This is a genomic window from Hyphomicrobium sp. DMF-1, assembly GCF_027886585.1.
Taxonomy (GTDB): Bacteria; Pseudomonadota; Alphaproteobacteria; order Rhizobiales; family Hyphomicrobiaceae; genus Hyphomicrobium_C; species Hyphomicrobium_C zavarzinii.
The window spans coordinates 1,319,821-1,334,958 of sequence record NZ_CP115706.1; the positions used below are offsets into that span (position 1 = coordinate 1,319,821).

The 15,138-nt window shown below is 63.2% G+C and carries 14 protein-coding genes; 4 read left to right on the forward strand and 10 right to left on the reverse strand.

Going from position 1 to position 15,138, the window contains the following annotated elements:
* Nucleotides 1–8: 8 nt before the first annotated feature.
* The 8 genes from PE058_RS05920 to secA all read right to left on the reverse strand — a co-directional run bounded on the left by PE058_RS05920 (nt 9) and on the right by secA (nt 9,188).
* The gene (locus PE058_RS05920; protein WP_020084449.1) at nt 9–1,316 is read right to left on the reverse strand and encodes an AAA family ATPase; all 1,308 of its coding nucleotides are present in this window, start codon (nt 1,314–1,316) and stop codon (nt 9–11) included.
* A 14-nt stretch (nt 1,317–1,330) separates the two neighbouring features.
* Complete coding sequence (locus PE058_RS05925) at nt 1,331–2,074, reverse strand: CpaD family pilus assembly protein (RefSeq protein ID WP_271030115.1); 744 nt, start codon at nt 2,072–2,074, stop codon at nt 1,331–1,333.
* A 23-nt stretch (nt 2,075–2,097) separates the two neighbouring features.
* Nucleotides 2,098–3,684 carry a type II and III secretion system protein family protein gene (locus PE058_RS05930; RefSeq protein ID WP_020084451.1) on the reverse strand — a complete coding sequence of 529 codons (1,587 nt, stop codon included), beginning with the start codon at nt 3,682–3,684 and terminating at the stop codon, nt 2,098–2,100.
* Between the two features lie 37 nt (nt 3,685–3,721).
* Nucleotides 3,722–4,525: a Flp pilus assembly protein CpaB gene (gene cpaB / locus PE058_RS05935; protein WP_020084452.1), complete on the reverse strand. Its 804-nt coding sequence runs from the start codon at nt 4,523–4,525 to the stop codon at nt 3,722–3,724.
* 109 nt (nt 4,526–4,634) lie between these two features.
* Nucleotides 4,635–5,135, reverse strand: a complete 501-nt coding sequence (locus tag PE058_RS05940; protein ID WP_271030116.1) for an A24 family peptidase — start codon at nt 5,133–5,135, stop codon at nt 4,635–4,637.
* A 33-nt stretch (nt 5,136–5,168) separates the two neighbouring features.
* A complete protein-coding gene (locus tag PE058_RS05945) occupies nt 5,169–5,378 on the reverse strand; it encodes a Flp family type IVb pilin (protein ID WP_271030117.1) in 210 nt (69 codons plus the stop codon).
* A gap of 159 nt (nt 5,379–5,537) precedes the next feature.
* Nucleotides 5,538–5,708, reverse strand: coding sequence for a Flp family type IVb pilin (locus PE058_RS05950; RefSeq protein WP_020084455.1), 171 nt, complete (start codon nt 5,706–5,708; stop codon nt 5,538–5,540).
* A gap of 525 nt (nt 5,709–6,233) precedes the next feature.
* Nucleotides 6,234–9,188 (reverse strand): preprotein translocase subunit SecA, encoded by a 2,955-nt coding sequence (gene secA / locus PE058_RS05955; RefSeq protein ID WP_020084456.1) that lies wholly within the window; start codon nt 9,186–9,188, stop codon nt 6,234–6,236.
* Between the two features lie 407 nt (nt 9,189–9,595).
* On the opposite strand from secA, the gene PE058_RS05960 reads away from it, so the two are divergent.
* From PE058_RS05960 to PE058_RS05975, 4 genes are all read left to right on the forward strand, one after another.
* Entirely contained in the window at nt 9,596–10,567 is a 972-nt protein-coding gene (locus tag PE058_RS05960; protein WP_271030118.1) for a peptidylprolyl isomerase, read from the forward strand.
* Between the two features lie 75 nt (nt 10,568–10,642).
* The gene (locus tag PE058_RS05965; protein WP_020084458.1) at nt 10,643–10,975 is read left to right on the forward strand and encodes a DMT family transporter; all 333 of its coding nucleotides are present in this window, start codon (nt 10,643–10,645) and stop codon (nt 10,973–10,975) included.
* 149 nt (nt 10,976–11,124) lie between these two features.
* On the forward strand, nt 11,125–12,372 hold the full coding sequence (gene argJ / locus PE058_RS05970; protein ID WP_020084459.1) for a bifunctional glutamate N-acetyltransferase/amino-acid acetyltransferase ArgJ: 1,248 nt from the start codon (nt 11,125–11,127) through the stop codon (nt 12,370–12,372).
* A gap of 51 nt (nt 12,373–12,423) precedes the next feature.
* On the forward strand, nt 12,424–13,089 hold the full coding sequence (locus PE058_RS05975) for a thiopurine S-methyltransferase (RefSeq protein ID WP_020084460.1): 666 nt from the start codon (nt 12,424–12,426) through the stop codon (nt 13,087–13,089).
* 9 nt (nt 13,090–13,098) lie between these two features.
* Here the strand turns inward: PE058_RS05975 and PE058_RS05980 are convergent, their stop codons facing one another.
* Together PE058_RS05980 and bioD are read right to left on the reverse strand one after the other, a co-directional pair.
* On the reverse strand, nt 13,099–14,367 hold the full coding sequence (locus tag PE058_RS05980; RefSeq protein WP_271030119.1) for an adenosylmethionine--8-amino-7-oxononanoate transaminase: 1,269 nt from the start codon (nt 14,365–14,367) through the stop codon (nt 13,099–13,101).
* Nucleotides 14,367–14,993 carry a dethiobiotin synthase gene (gene bioD / locus PE058_RS05985; protein ID WP_271030120.1) on the reverse strand — a complete coding sequence of 209 codons (627 nt, stop codon included), beginning with the start codon at nt 14,991–14,993 and terminating at the stop codon, nt 14,367–14,369. Before bioD ends, PE058_RS05980 begins: the two co-directional genes overlap by 1 nt.
* Nucleotides 14,994–15,138 lie beyond the last annotated feature (145 nt).

Sequence of the window (15,138 nt, forward strand, 5' to 3'; positions counted from 1 at the left end):
GGTCTCCGTCAACGCATGAGTTTGAGCTTTTCAAGGAGTGGGGCGAGCGGCGACTTCTTCTCGACCTTCACTTCCTTGCGGTGCGCAAGCGCCATGGCGATGTCGCGGAAGGCCTGGGGTGCCTTCGCCTTGCTGTTGTATTCCTCGACCATCTGACCGTTGTTGGCGGCCTGGCCGAAGTTCTCGCAGTCGAAATCGATCACGGCGAGGGTTTTGAGATCGAGCGCGTTCTCGAACTCCTTCGGCGTGATCTCGGGGCGCTTCTGCATGTTGGCCATGTTGAGCACCAGGTGGGGCGCGGCGTCGTTCTTGCGCGCGGTCTTCACGAGATCGATGATGTTCTTCGCGTTGCGAAGGTTGGCGAGATCGGGGATGGCCGTGATGACGATCTCGTCAGCCTGGAGCAGGAGGCGCTTGGTCCACGGCGCCCAGGTGTGCGGCAGGTCGACGGCGACGAACGGCACGTTCTGGCGCACGACGTCGATCACCGTCTCGCATCCTTCGGGCGACATTTCGTAGTCGCGATCAAGCACGACAGGCGCGGCGAAGATCGAGAGATGCTTCGAGCAGGTGGTCAGCAAACGGTCGAGCAGAACCTCGTCGAGACGGTCGGGGTTCTGGAGCGCATCGGCGATGCCCTGGACGGGATCCTGGTTGAAGTCGAGCCCAGTCGTGCCGAATGCGAGATCCATATCGGCGATGACGATGTTGGTCGCGAGGGCTTCGGAGAGTGTCCACGCCACGTTGTGGCAGATGGTGGACGAACCTACGCCACCCTTGGCTCCGATGAAGGCGAAGACTTGGCCGACCGGATCGGAATCCGGGTTGTTATAGAGCCCTGACAAGCACTCCATCAGCTCGAACGACGAAATGGGCGCCACGAGGTATTCGGAGATGCCGCGCTTCATGAGATCGCGGTAGAGGACCACGTCGTTGGTGGAGCCGATGATCACGACCTTCGTGCCCGGATCGCAGCTCTGAGCCAGCTCTTCGAGCGTGGCCACGAGCTCGCCGTGGGGAAGGTGCGATTCCAGAATGATGAGGTTCGGCGTGGGGCTTTCCTGATAGTGGGCGACAGCGGCGGGAGCGCCGCCCATCTGGATGGTGACGTGGGCTTTGCTCAGGCGCCGATCCTCGGAGGCGGCCTGCAGTGCCTCCGCCGTTTGGGGCGTCTCGCAGAAGGCCTGGATCGAAATGCGGGGCAGGGGGCGTGCACGATCGCTCAGCGCCGGCGTCTCCGCGCCTTCTGCCTCAAGGGCAAAGGGCGAGAGCGCGTCGTACGCTTCCGTTGCCGAACCTTTCAAAGACTTGGACATGGCTGCGCCTACCGTCACTTTGCAATCTTTACTTTCTCGTCGTCGGTCTTCTTCGAAGCGGTCGATTCACCCCTCACGTACTTGTCCCACGCTGTGTCCCTGCGCTCGCCTGGGCGATCGCTTTCGGTGCGCGGGCCGAGGAGATCGCCCGGGTTCGCGACCATGACGGCGAGGTTGTGCTGATTGGCGCAGCCGAAATTCGGATAGTTTCCGTTGTTGGGCTCGCGCGCCAGATTGGTCGGCCAATAACCACACGTCGGCGCTTCGGCGACATAGCGCAGATACGAGATGCGCACCGGAGCGTCGGCGGTTTCTGCGGCATGGTAGGCCTCGATGGCGATCGAGGATTCCGCAAATCCGTTGTCGCTCAGGATCTGGCGGATCTCGCCGACCGCGTGCATGGCGGCGATCTCGTTGGAGCCGCCGCCGGGAGCCTGGATGATCACGCGGCTGTTGCCGGCGTCGCTTGCGCGGGCGCGGTCGGCGAACTCCAGCACCTCGGCGCGCTGGCGGGGCGCCAGTCCACGGGACGAGGCTCCGACGCGGAGCTGCATCGTCTGGGGCTGTTGGGAGACGATGATCGGGTGACGCTGGGTCGCGTCCACCATCGACCAGCCCGCGACCTGGGGCGCGCCAATGTCGTAGTCGTGGCGACATCCTGCGAGAGCGGTCGCCAGGAAGGCGATCAGCGCGTAAGAGACCGGGCGAAAGCGCGCGGGGGCGCGTTTCTCTAGCGGCGAAGCAAGTGCGTAATCCATGATTGCGTCTCCAGGCTCGCCCACTATTCCACGATAAATCCGTAGTCGCCCTTGAGGTCGCCCGCGGGGGCCACACTCTCGGTGCCGTAGATGCGATTCAAGTGACCCATGAAGTTGGCCCGCAGATCGCTGGACTCGGCGAGACCGTCCAGCGGCTTCGCAAGATCCTTGGGGGCAACGGGCTTGACCAGGTACGGCGTAACGATGACCACGAGCTCCGTCTCGCGCTTGATGAAGTCGCGGCTGCGGAACAGCGTGCCGAGCACGGGTACGTCCTTGAGGCCCGGGAAGCCGTCGATGTTCTGGCGCACGTCGTCGGAGATGAGGCCCGCGAGCGCGATGGAGCCGCCCGAGGGAAGCTCGACGGTGGAGTTCGCCTGGCGCTTCTTCAGGGCCGGGATCGAGGTGGAATCGAGCACGATCGCGCCTGCGTTCGAAAGCTCGCTCACCTCGCTTTCGATCTTGAGGCTGATGCGGCCCTCGGAGAGGACCGTCGGCGTGAAGGCGACGCCAACACCGAACTCCTTGAAAGTGACAGTGGTCTGGCCGTTCGAGTCCTTCACCGGGATCGGATACTCGCCACCTGCGAGGAACTTGGCGGGCTCGCCGGAAATCGCGGTCAGATTGGGTTCGGCCAGCGTGCGAACGAGGCCATCGCGCTCAAGTGCGCGCATGGCCTTGCCGAGCTTGACGTCGCTCGAACTCCAGTTCGAGACCGTTCCCGAGTTTCCGAAACTGTTTGCGGCAGGTCCCTGATTATAGACGCAGCCTTGTCCCGCGCCGCAGGCTACAGCGGGGTCGTTCGGATCGCCGGCAGTCGAGACGCCGAATATGGGGAGGGCGCCGAGACCGGCTGCGGTCGTCAGCGGGAGCGCGTTGGCCGTCAACAGGCTCCAGGTGAAGTTGCCGGCGTTGATGTCAGCTGCGAGGTTGATGCCGAACTGCTTCAGCAGCTCGCGCTGAACCTCGGCGACGACGACCTTGAGCATGACCTGCTCCTCGCCTTCGACGCCGAGCAGGTTCACAACCTTGTTCTTGTCGCGCTTGTCGGATTCGGGCGTCGCCACGATGAAGCGGGAGGCGATGTCGCTCGCGCGGTTCGAGTCGACCGGCGTGCGGACGGTGCCGGTGAGGATGACCGTATCGTTCAGGATCTCAGATTTGATGTTGGCACCGGGCAGCAGCCGCTGAAGCAGCGCGTCGAGCACGGCCGTGTCCTGCTCCACGCTGATTTCAAGCGTGAGCACTTGCTCGCCGTTGGCATCGAAGAAGAACGCGTTGGATTGTCCGATTTTCTTGGCGATCAGATGTACGCGGCTCGACGACTGGACCACGGCGTCGACGATGTCGGGCGAGGACACCATCACGTCGCGGAGATCGACGGGCAATTCCACCAAAAGCGATTTGTTGCGGCCGATGCGCACGGCGCGCGATTGGGGCAAGGCCTCTCCACCGCTGATGCGCAGGACTGAGCTTTGAGAGCCCGGCGGAGGCACGAAATCGCCCCCAGCCTGCGCGCGCGGGCTGTGGAATGCGAGGACCAGACCTAAGACGAGCGCGGCAGACCATGCCAAGGCATAGCGAGCCGACGGTTCGACGTGAATGCGCATGTTATCGCCTTTTGACGGACTAAAACTCGAGAAGTGCTCAGTTTACGCCGTACGAACGCGATGCAGTTCCATAACGCAGGACGCGAATTGCAGTGCTCTCTTTGACCGATGGGTCGATGCCCGCAGTCGGGCCTTGGTTGACATCGAGATCGGCAATCGAACGCAGCGAGAGACTGATGTCGCCCATGGAGTTTCCGAGGGCGAGAAGCTCGGCCTGGCGGGCCGTCAGCTCGAGAGTTGCCGTCGTGGCAGCTCCGTCGGCTGTCTTCTTGCCTTCCTTGGTCTCGATCTGCTGGCCGATGGCGAGTACGCGGACGTTGCCGAACAGGAGGTCGCTCACATACTCCTCTTGGCCAGATCTGCCCCTCAAGCGGCGAATCAGGATGACGTCCACGCGATCATTGGGGAGGATGAGATTGCCGACGGCCGTCTCCTCCTTGATGCGCGTCGAGATCGCGCGCATGCCCGCGGGCAGGATGGCGGCGAGAACGCCGCCCTGGCCGGCCTTGACGAGCTTCTGCTGCGTGATGGGCTCGCCGGCCATGATGGGCGCGCGGGCAATCGAGCCTGCAAGCTGCGTCATGGCATCCGGCTGCGCGGTGCGGGTGATGAAGCCCGCCGTTACGGTCTCCTCGGGCCAGGATTGCCAGCGGAACAGGCTGTCGTTGGTGATCTGGCCGAGACCGATGTCGGTGCGCGCGACGAGGACGTCGCTCGACTTCACCTTGACCTCAACGGTCTTCTGGACGGGCGGCTTGCTCACGAGGCCGCGCACCATCATGAATGCCATGAGGCCAGCAGTCGCCGCGATGGCAAGTCCAATGAGCTGGGGCCGTTTCATTGCGCGCGTTGTCCCATACGGCCTTATGGCCGAACCTTGTGCCTAGAAGCCAAAGTTTGAAGGACAAACGTCAACGCGGCGTTAATGTCTGTTCCGTTTTGGACGATGATCAGACGGCTGATGCTATAAAAAGGGCCGTCTTCGGGCAGACCAGAAGTGCCGAGCTGGCAATGGCAATTCCGTAAGGGATGCCGCCGCCTTGCTTGTGGAGCTTGATGGCCCATTCCGGCGCATAGACCCCGAGGAGCGGGAGACGCCGATAGAACAGGATGGCGAAGGCGAGAAGGCCACCGAAGAAGGTGACGTAGACCAAGAACGGCAGGAGCTGCTCGAAGCCGATCCACAGTGCCGCCGCGGCCAGGAGCTTGGCGTCGCCGCCGCCGAAGCCGCCGATGGCGAACAGGGCGATACCGGCTGCGAGAACGAGCAGACCGGCCGCGAAGTGAGAGAGAATCTGCTCGATAGAGAGACCCGCGATCATCGCTACAACCAGGAACAAGCCGACGAGCGCCATCGAGACGCGATTGGGGATCGTCATCGTCAAAAGATCGTAGGCGCCGCCGAACGCGAGAAGCGCCGGAAATACCATGAGCAACGCGTACTCGAACACGGGCGTTTCCTCTATCCGAAAAGCGATTTGACGCTATTGGCCCTGATCGAATGCGTCGCTAATATTCTCGTACTGGGCATTTATCAAGGGAGCCATCTCGTGGAGGCTGGCGACGATGCCGACCGACACTACACCTGCAATCAGCGCGTACTCGATCGCGGTAGCGCCCCGGTCGTCCGTCCAGAATTTCTTGAGAAGAATTTTCATGCCTGCTTCCGACACAACGAGTGCCTCTCGGCTCACTCTTCAATCCTATCTCACGAAGATTAATGGCGTGTGCAGGCGACGCATTTCTCGGGCCTCACGGAGATGCAAAGCTGCGGAAAAGCGAAGGACCATCCGAGGGTTTCCTCAGATGGTCCTTGTGGGATTGAGTGTCTTGAAGCCAATCCCGTTCGCGGCTTAGTTGGAGGGGAGGTCATCCGTGATCTTGCCGAACACGCCGTTGAGTGCGTCGGCAAGCGGGCCAAGGGTCGAGATAATGCCGACGCTGATGATGCCAGCGATCAGGCCGTACTCGATCGCGGTGGCGCCAGACTCATCCTTCAGGAAACGCGAGAAAATGTTGGTCATGACTCAAAACTCCCAATGTCGACTTCAATTCTTATAGTTCGTTGCGCGGTGCTGCCCGGCGCGTCTGAACTAGGGACAAGGTACGCTTGGGTCGTTAAAGCGATGTAAAAGCGATAGATGTCTAGATAAACAAATCCTACTAACTTGCTAATCTAAAGACTAAAACTTGCAATTTTCCAAGTTATGTGAAGTATATCCCTATGTAATTCCTGGTTTACTATTTGTTACCTCGTGATAATTCGCCGAAAACCATGCTTCGATTATAATTAATAATTCGTTTTTCCGCATTTTTGCTTGCGCGACATACCGGGAGTATCCGCCGGTAGCGAACGGATTGTTTTTCGGACCGTCTCCGCTCGAAAATTGGAGCAGGCGCAGTCTTCGGGACGGGCAAGTAAAGCCGAGGCGGCCGCCTTCGCCGCTCGGGGCGCGAAGGGTTTTACGCATCCCCAAAGGACGAGGCCCGCCCTGACGCGTGTCAGGACGGGCCTCGTGTCTTCCCGGAAAGCTCGTGTGGGCCGGCGGCTATTCGTATTTGCCGTGGCAGTGCTTGTACTTCTTGCCGGAGCCGCACGGGCAGGGCGCATTGCGCGAGATCTTGCCCCAGGTTGCGGGCTCGGAGGGATCCACGGCGCCTGCGGCCTTGCGGGTTTGCAGGGGGGCCCGCTTCTCGGGCGTGCGGCTGCCCCGTCCCCGCGCTGCGATGGCTGCGTCGACCATCGCCAACTCTTCGGACATCTCGTCGACGCCAGTGGTGGGGTCGAGGTGGTGTGCGTGCATCTCGGGAAGCTCACGCTCCTCGAGCTCGGGGTTGGCTTCGCCCGGAGGGGCGAGCTCCACGTGCATCAACTGGCCGGTCGTTGCTTCGCGCAGGCGTGCCAGCATGCTCTCGAACAGCACGAAGGCCTCGCTCTTGTACTCGTTCAGCGGATCGCGCTGGCCGTAGGCGCGGAAGCCGATGACCTGACGCAGGTGCTCGAGCGTCACGAGATGCTCGCGCCAGAGGTGATCGAGGGTCTGCAGGAGAACCATCTTCTCGATCTGCCGGTAAGTGGGCGGGCCAATGTCGGCGGCCTTCTTCGCGGCCTTCTCGTCCACGGCCGCGATCAGACGCTCCAGGATCTCCTGGTCGGCGATGCCTTCCTCCGCGCCCCACTCCTGGAGCGGCAGATCGAGACCGAAGATGGCCAGCATGGCCTCCTTCAGCTCCGTCATGTTCCACTGCTCGGCGTAGGCGCGCTCGGGGATGAAGCGGCTGACGAGATCGTTCACCACCTGATGGCGCAGATCCTTCACCGTCTCGGACACGTCGTCCTCGGCCATGATGTCCTTGCGCTGGTCGAAAATGACCTTGCGCTGGTCGTTCATCACGTCGTCGTACTTCAGGATCTGCTTGCGGATGTCGAAGTTGCGGGCCTCGACCTTCTTCTGCGCCATCTCGAGGCTCTTGTTCATCCACGGATGGGTGATCGCCTCACCCTCCTGGAGACCGAGCGTCTTCAGCACGCTGTCCATGCGGTCGGAGCCGAAGATGCGCATCAGGTCGTCGTCGAGCGCGAGATAGAATTTCGAGCGGCCCGGGTCGCCCTGACGGCCAGAGCGGCCGCGAAGCTGGTTGTCGATGCGGCGGCTTTCGTGGCGCTCGGTGCCGATCACGTAGAGGCCGCCGGCTTCGAGGGCCGTCTTCTTGCGCCCCTCGATTGCGGCCAAGATCTCGGCCCGCTTCTTCGCGATCTCGTCCTCGGAGGGCGTGCGTCCCGCAGCCGTTTCCTCGGCGACCCAGTCGCGTACCTGATACTCCGCATTGCCGCCGAGCTGGATGTCCGTGCCGCGGCCGGCCATGTTGGTTGCGATCGTCACGGCGCCCGGGACGCCCGCCTGGGCGATGATGCCGGCTTCCTGCTCGTGGTAGCGAGCGTTCAGAACCTGATGCGCGATGGCGTCGCCCTTGGTCTTCGCCGAGCCAATCTCGATCAGATAGGCGCCGATGTCGTTGAAATACGCCTTGAGATCCGATTCCGCGCTCGATTTGCCGTCCTTCGCCTCCTTGAGCTTCTCGGCCTGCGAGAGCAGCGAGCGGCCCAGGTTCATGATGTAGGTCTTGTCCTTGAGCAGCTCGGACAACTGCTCCGACTTCTCGATCGAGGTGGTGCCGACGAGGATCGGCTGGCCGCGGCGCGCGCAGTCCGCGATGGTCGTGACGATGGCGGCGAGCTTTTCCTTCTGCGTGCGGTAGATCTCGTCGTCCTCGTCGATACGCGAGATCTTGAGGTTGGTCGGAATCTCGACAACCTCCAGCCCGTAGATGTCCATGAACTCGGACGCTTCCGTCAGCGCGGTGCCGGTCATGCCGGCGAGCTTCTTGTAGAGGCGGAAGTAGTTCTGGAAGGTGATCGAGGCCAGCGTCTGGTTCTCGGGCTGGATCTCGACGTTCTCCTTGGCTTCGAGCGCCTGGTGGAGGCCTTCCGAATAGCGGCGGCCGGGCATCATGCGGCCCGTGAACTCGTCGATGATGACCACTTCGCCCGCCTTGACGATGTAGTCCTTGTCGCGCTGGAACAGCTTGTGCGCCTTGAGCGCCTGGTTGACGTGATGGACGAGCGAGACGTTCTCGATGTCGTAGAGCGAGCCCTTGAGCATACCGGCCTCGGCGAGGAATTGCTCCATACGCTCGTTGCCGAGCTCGTTGAGCGAAACCTGGCGCTGCTTCTCGTCGAGCTCGTAGTCCTCGGCGGTGAGCTTGGGGATGAGCTTATCGACGGCCACGTAAAGGTCGGCGCGGTCCTCCAGGGGACCCGAAATGATGAGCGGCGTCCGCGCCTCGTCGATGAGAATGCTGTCCACCTCGTCGACGATGGCGAAGGCATGGCCGCGCTGGGCCATGTCGTCCTTGCGCAACTTCATGTTGTCGCGGAGGTAGTCGAAGCCCAGCTCGTTGTTGGTCGCGTAGGTGACGTCGGCGGCGTAGGCGGCCTTGCGCTGCTCGTCGTCGAGGCCGTGGACGATGGTGTCCACGGTGAGGCCGAGGAAGCGGTAGACTTGGCCCATCCACTCGGCGTCGCGCTTGGCGAGGTAGTCGTTGACGGTGACGACGTGGACGCCTTCGCCGGCAAGTGCGTTGAGATACACAGCGAGGGTGGCGACGAGCGTCTTACCTTCGCCCGTCTTCATCTCGGCGATATTGCCTTCGTGGAGCACCATGCCGCCGATGAGCTGAACGTCGAAGTGGCGCTGGCCGAGGGTGCGCTTCGCTGCCTCGCGCACGGTGGCGAACGCCGGGACCAGAAGATCGTCCAGGGAGGTGCCGCTGCGGTACTGCTCACGGAAAGTTTCGGTGCGGGCGCGCAGCTCGCTGTCCGTCAGTTTGGACACTTCGGGCTCGAGGGCGTTGATGGCCTCCACCCGCGAGCGGAAGGTCTTGATTCTCCGCTCGTTGGATGAGCCGAAGATCTTCGAGGCGATCGTGCCGAGAGAGAGCATCAAGATAATTCCTCAAAATCATGGACTTGGCGGGAACGCACGGCGCGTCCGGATGGTCGAGCGTCACGCTCGCCCGGGTACGTCAGGCGGTCCATAACCAAGAACTGGAGAACCGCGGGAGCGCCAGTCCGGCCAATCGGCCACACGGGGGCAGACATAAGGATTGCCGACCGGAAATGTCAACGCGTGGCAGGTTATTCTCTTAGAAGCGTCGTTCGGGTGTCCCTAAGCCGGATTCTGGGAAAAATGCGGGCAAATATCTGCAATTGTTAACTTGGCATCTCGCCGAGCCCTGGTCTATGGATGCGCCCAATTTGCGATCTCGCATCCCTCCGCCTCGGCTGGAGCGCCGCGCCCATTGTCCCGGCGCGCTTCCCGAGGCCATGAACCTGGCAGGAGCCATTCCCGTGAAACAGCCCCGCGTTGTCCGTCTTGCCGCGCTTGCACTCGCCGGCGCGGCGTTGTTGTCCGGACCGGCTCTTCTGGCGCCGACGGCGGCTCTGGCCGATGACGCCGTCGTCGCGAAGCTCAATGGCAAGGAGATCCGTGAATCGGATCTCGCGCTGGCGGAAGCCGAGGTGGGCCCGGAGGTTGCCAATCTTCCGGCTGCAAACCGCCGCCGCCTGCTGCTCGAATTCCTGATTGAGATGCAACTTTTCGCCGACGCGGCCGAGGGCGAGAAGTTGACGAGCGGGGCGGACTACGAGAAGCGCCTTGCCTATTGGAATACGCGTGCGAAGCGCGACGCCTTCTACGAGAAGTCCATCAAGGGCGCGATCAGCGACGGTCTGGTCAAGGGCATCTACGACGACAAGGTCAAGATGATCCCCGCGGAAGACGAGGTGGAAGCCCGCCACATCCTGGTCGATAGCGAGGACAAGGCCAAGGAAGTGCTCGAGAAGATCGGCAAGGGCGAGGATTTCGCCAAGCTGGCTGAAGAATACTCGAACGATCCCGGCTCCAAGGCCGACGGCGGAAAGCTCGGCTACTTCTCGAAGGGGCAGATGGTGAAGGAGTTCGAGGATGCCGCGTTCGCGCTCCGCAAGGGTGAGGTGTCGAAGCCGGTGCAGACCAAGTTCGGCTGGCACATCATCAAGATCGAGGACCGCCGCACGAAGCCCCTTCCCACGTTCGAGGAAGTGAAGGGCCAGATCGTCAACAGCATGGTGCAGCAGAAGGGCCAGCAGGTGGCCCAGGATCTGCGCGGCAAGGCGAGCATCGAGTACGTGGACAGCGAGATCAAGCTGCAGGTCGAGCAGGAGGCCGCGCTGGCCGCCGCCAAGAAGAAGATGTTCGAGCAGCAGATGGATCAGCAGATCCAGAAGATGGAAGACCAGAAGAAGCCGGACGAAAACAAGACCGAAGACAAGAAGAACTAAGCTGGCTCAGGCCGGGGCCTCAGGGCGCCCCGGCCATCGCCTTTTCGGGGTCTTGCTCGCGCTTGGAAGGCTAGAATGTCGAGCCACGTCGCCTTGGCCCTTGCCATCGTCCTGGAGGTGATCGCGACCTCCGCGCTCAAGGCTTCCGAGGGGTTCAGCAAACCTCTTCCCACACTCGTCGTGGCCATCGGCTATGGGGCGGCGTTCTATTTCCTCTCGCTCGCGCTCCGGACGATCCCTGTGGGAGTTGCCTACGCGGTCTGGTCCGGAATCGGCATCGTGCTGATCTCCGCCATCGGATGGGTCGCGTTCGGACAGAAGCTGGACCTCGCCGCCCTGATCGGCCTTTCCCTCATCATCGCCGGGGTTATCGTCGTTAACGTCTTCTCGGCTTCGAGCGGACACTGATACCTGTCATCTCAAGCGAAAAATTCCGCTTTAGGGTCCTCAGTCTCTATTTTGGACTGCGGATATCCGGCGCGCGTTGATCTATAAGAGCGGCGAACAGGGGGCGGCGCTCCCGCTCCTGCCGCAGATTTCGTTTGGGGTTTCCTTCCATGGCCAAGACTATGCCTCCCTCGCCCTTCGCGCCTGCCACACTGCCCCGGCTCGATCCGATCGCCGGCGTGCACTTCTCCACGGCGGAAGCTGGCATCCGCTATCAGGGCCGCACCGATCTCATGGTCGCCGTCCTGGCGGAGGACACGGCCGTCGCGGGCGTTTTCACCCAATCCAAGACGGCCTCGGCGCCTGTCCTCACCTGCCGCAAGCATCTCAAGAAGGGTGAGGCGCGCGTGCTGGTGGTCAACTCCGGCAACGCGAACGCTTTCACCGGCAAGAAGGGCAAGGAAGCGGTCGAGATCACGGTGGACGCGGCTGCGAAGGCGGGCGACTGCGCGCGCCACGAGGTGTTCGTGGCATCGACAGGCGTGATCGGCGAGCCGCTCGAGGCGGAGAAGTTCGCGCATCTGCTCGAGGGGCTCGTCAAGGACGCGGCTCCCGATGCCTTCGAGGCGGCCGCGCGCGCGATCATGACGACGGACACCTATCCGAAAATGGCGACGCGCAAGGCGTTGATCGGGGATGTCGAGGTGACCCTCAACGGCTTCTGCAAGGGTGCCGGAATGATCGCACCCGACATGGCGACGATGCTGTGCTTCATCTTCACGGACGCCCATATCGCCGCAAAGCCGCTGCAGGCGCTGCTCTCGGAGCATGTCGAGACGACCTTCAACGCGATGACGGTGGACGGCGACACCTCCACCAGCGACACGTGCCTGATCTTCGCAACGGGAGACGCGAGTGCGCGCGGGCAGGAGCCGATCACGAAGGCGGGCTCGAAGAAGCTCAAGGAATTTTCGGCCGCGCTCCACGATCTGATGCAGGATCTCGCGATCCAGGTGGCGAAGGACGGCGAGGGGCTCTCCAAGTTCGTCACCTTCATCGTGGAGGGGGCGGAGAGCGAGAAGGCCGCGCGGAAAATCGCGCTGTCGTGTGCCAACTCCCCGATCCTCAAGACGGCGATCGCGGGCGAAGATCCGAACTGGGGCCGGGTGGTGATGGCGGTCGGCAAGTCCGGTGAGGCGGCCGACCGCGACAAGCTTTCCATCTGGTTCGGCGACCACTGCGTGGCGCGCGACGGGGAGCGGTCGGCGGAGTATGACGAAGCGACTGCGGCGTCCTATATGAAGGGGCGCGAGATCGTCATTCGCATCGATGTGGGCGTGGGCAAGGCTACGTCTCACGTGTGGACGTGCGATCTCACGCACGACTACGTATCGATCAATGCAGATTATCGCAGCTGATCCCCGGTACGAGTTTCCTCGAAGGTGACACTGACAAAAGGAGGAGGGACGGTGCCTCTGACACCCGACTTCTGGCTCGAACGTTGGCAAAAAGGCGATATCGGCTTCCATCAGGCCGAGGGCAACGATCTGTTGCCGCGGAACTGGCCGTCGCTCAACCTCGCACCTGGATCGGCCGTTTTCGTGCCGTTGTGCGGGAAGAGCCAAGACATGGTTTGGCTTGCGGGCAACGGTCACCGCGTGATCGGCGCGGAGCTTTCGCCGCTGGCGGTGGATGACTTCTTCCGCGAGCAGGGGCTCGAAGCGGATACGCGTTCGACGGGGCCGTTCGTTGTGCGCACGGCGGGTCCGTTCACGATCTGGTGCGGGGACGTGTTCGAGATGCCGGCCGATGCGCTCTCCGACGTGGCGGCGGTCTATGACCGTGCCGCGCTGGTGGCCCTGCCGCCGAGCTTGCAGCAGCGCTACGCCAAGAAACTTGCGGAGGCGGTGCCCGCTTCGGCGTCCATTCTTCTCGTGTCGCTCGCCTATCCGGACGGCCAGATCTCGGGCCCGCCGTTCTCGACGCCGTCTGAGCAGGTCTCGGCGCTGTTCGGCGCGACGCACGAGATCCGCGTCACGGACAGCCGGGATCGCCTCGAGCAGAGCCAGAACCTCAAGGACCGCGGCGTGACCTCCCTTGAGGAGACCGCCTACGTGCTGAAGCGGAAGGCTTGATTAGCGGGGTTAAGGTCCTCGGGACAGCGCCTTAGGGGCGTCGCGGATCGCGTCGTAGGTGAGGGCGAGGTCGGCTTCGGTCGTGCAGTACGGCGGCATCACGTAGATGGTGTTGCCGAGCGGGCGGAGCAGGATGCCACGCGCGAGGAAATGCGCGCGGAGCGCTGGGCCGACCGACGCCAGATAGCCGCTGTCATCGACCTCCAGGTCTACCGCCGTGATGGTGCCGAGGCGGCGCGGGTTCTTGAAGCCCGCGCTCTTGGCCTTGAGCGCGCCGAGCGCGCGCTCCTGCAACGCACCGAGTGCTGCGACGCGTTCGAGGACGGGCTCGGTTTCCCAAATGCGTAGATTTGCGAGCGCTGCCGCGCAGCAGACCGGATTGGCGGTGAAGCTCGACGAGTGGAACAGCGTGCGCGAGCGGTCCTCGGAATAGTGGGCATCGAAAATGCGGGCCGAGGCGAGGGTGGCGGCGAGCGGCAAGCTGCCGCCGGTGAGACCTTTGGCGACGCACATGATGTCCGGTGCGATCGCGGCCTGATCGCAGGCGAACAGCGTGCCGGTGCGGCCCCATCCGGTCATCACCTCGTCGGCGATGAAGAGCGCGTCGTGGCGCTCGCAGATGCGCTTCATCTCGTGGAGAGTCGTCGCGCCGTACATCATCATGCCGCCTGCGCCCAGGATCAGGGGCTCGACGATGAGGGCTGCGAGCGGGGCTTCGCGGCAGGCGGCGTCGAGAGCGTCCAGCGTCTCCTGCTCGCGTCCCGGATAGGGAAAAGGAATACGCACGACATCGAACAACAGCGGCTCGTAGGCGGCATTGAAGACGCCGCGCGCGCCGGCCGACATGGTGCCGATGGTGTCGCCGTGGTAGCCGTGCTCCAGGGCCGCGATGCGCGTGCGCGTCTGTCCGATGTTGCGCCAGTAGCCGAGCGCCATCTTGAGCGCGACTTCGATGGAAGTTGAACCGCTGTCGGAGAAGAAGACGTGGTCGAGACCAGCGGGGGCCAGTCCCACCACCTTTTTTGCAAGCTCCTCGGCAGGGGCGTGGGTGAAGCCCGCGAAGATCACCTGATCGAGCTTGTCGATCTGCTCGTGGATGGCGGCGACGATGGCCGGGTGGCGATGGCCGTGGGTGACGACCCACCACGACGAGATGCCATCGAGGATGCGCCGGCCATCCTCTGTTTCGAGCCAGGCGCCCTCTCCGCGCGCGATCATCGTCGCGTTGGGCTCGGCGCCATGCTGCGTGAACGGATGCCAGACGGTGGAGCGCGCCATCAGCGGAAATCCTCGACGCGGAAGTGGCTCGCGAATGCGTCGCTCAAAGTCGCACGGGTCAGGGTATCGAGGTGAGGCAGGCGCCCGAGGCGGCGCACGTTGCCCATCTCGGCGATCGTCTGCTCGGTGTCGGGCATCTCGTCGCCGACGAAGGCTACGCCCAGGATCGGGATGTTGCGGCCGTTCAACGCCTCGATCGAGAGGAGCGTGTGATTGATGGTGCCGAGGGCGGTGCGCGCCACGAGCACCACGGGCAGGCGCCAGGACGCGAAGACGTCGATCAGCAGCGTCTGGCGGTTGACGGGCACCATGAGGCCGCCCGCGCCTTCGACGACGAGGGGGCCGGGAGCCTCGGGGAGCTTCAGCTTCGCGATACTGATCTCCAGGCCTTCCGCCTCGGCCGCGCGATGGGGGGAGGCGGCCATTTCCAGGCGGTAGATCTCGGGCAGCACGTGATCAGGCGCGAGGCCGGAGAGCGCGCGGATGCGGCTGGTGTCTCCGCCTTCCGCGAGGCCGCACTGAATGGGCTTCCAATAGTATGCGCCGAGCGCGCCCGAGAGGGCGGCTGCGAACACAGTCTTGCCGACGTCGGTGTCGGTTCCGGTGACGATGAGGCCTTGTGTCATGTCAAAGCGCTTTCCGCGCTGCATCTGAGCGACCGTACGCGACGCTTCGAAACGTGCCTGGACCCCGACCTCCGTCGGGGTGACGTTCCGGGGAGGCACTCGGCACGATCACCTTCTTCCGTCATCCCGGCGAAGGCCGGGATCC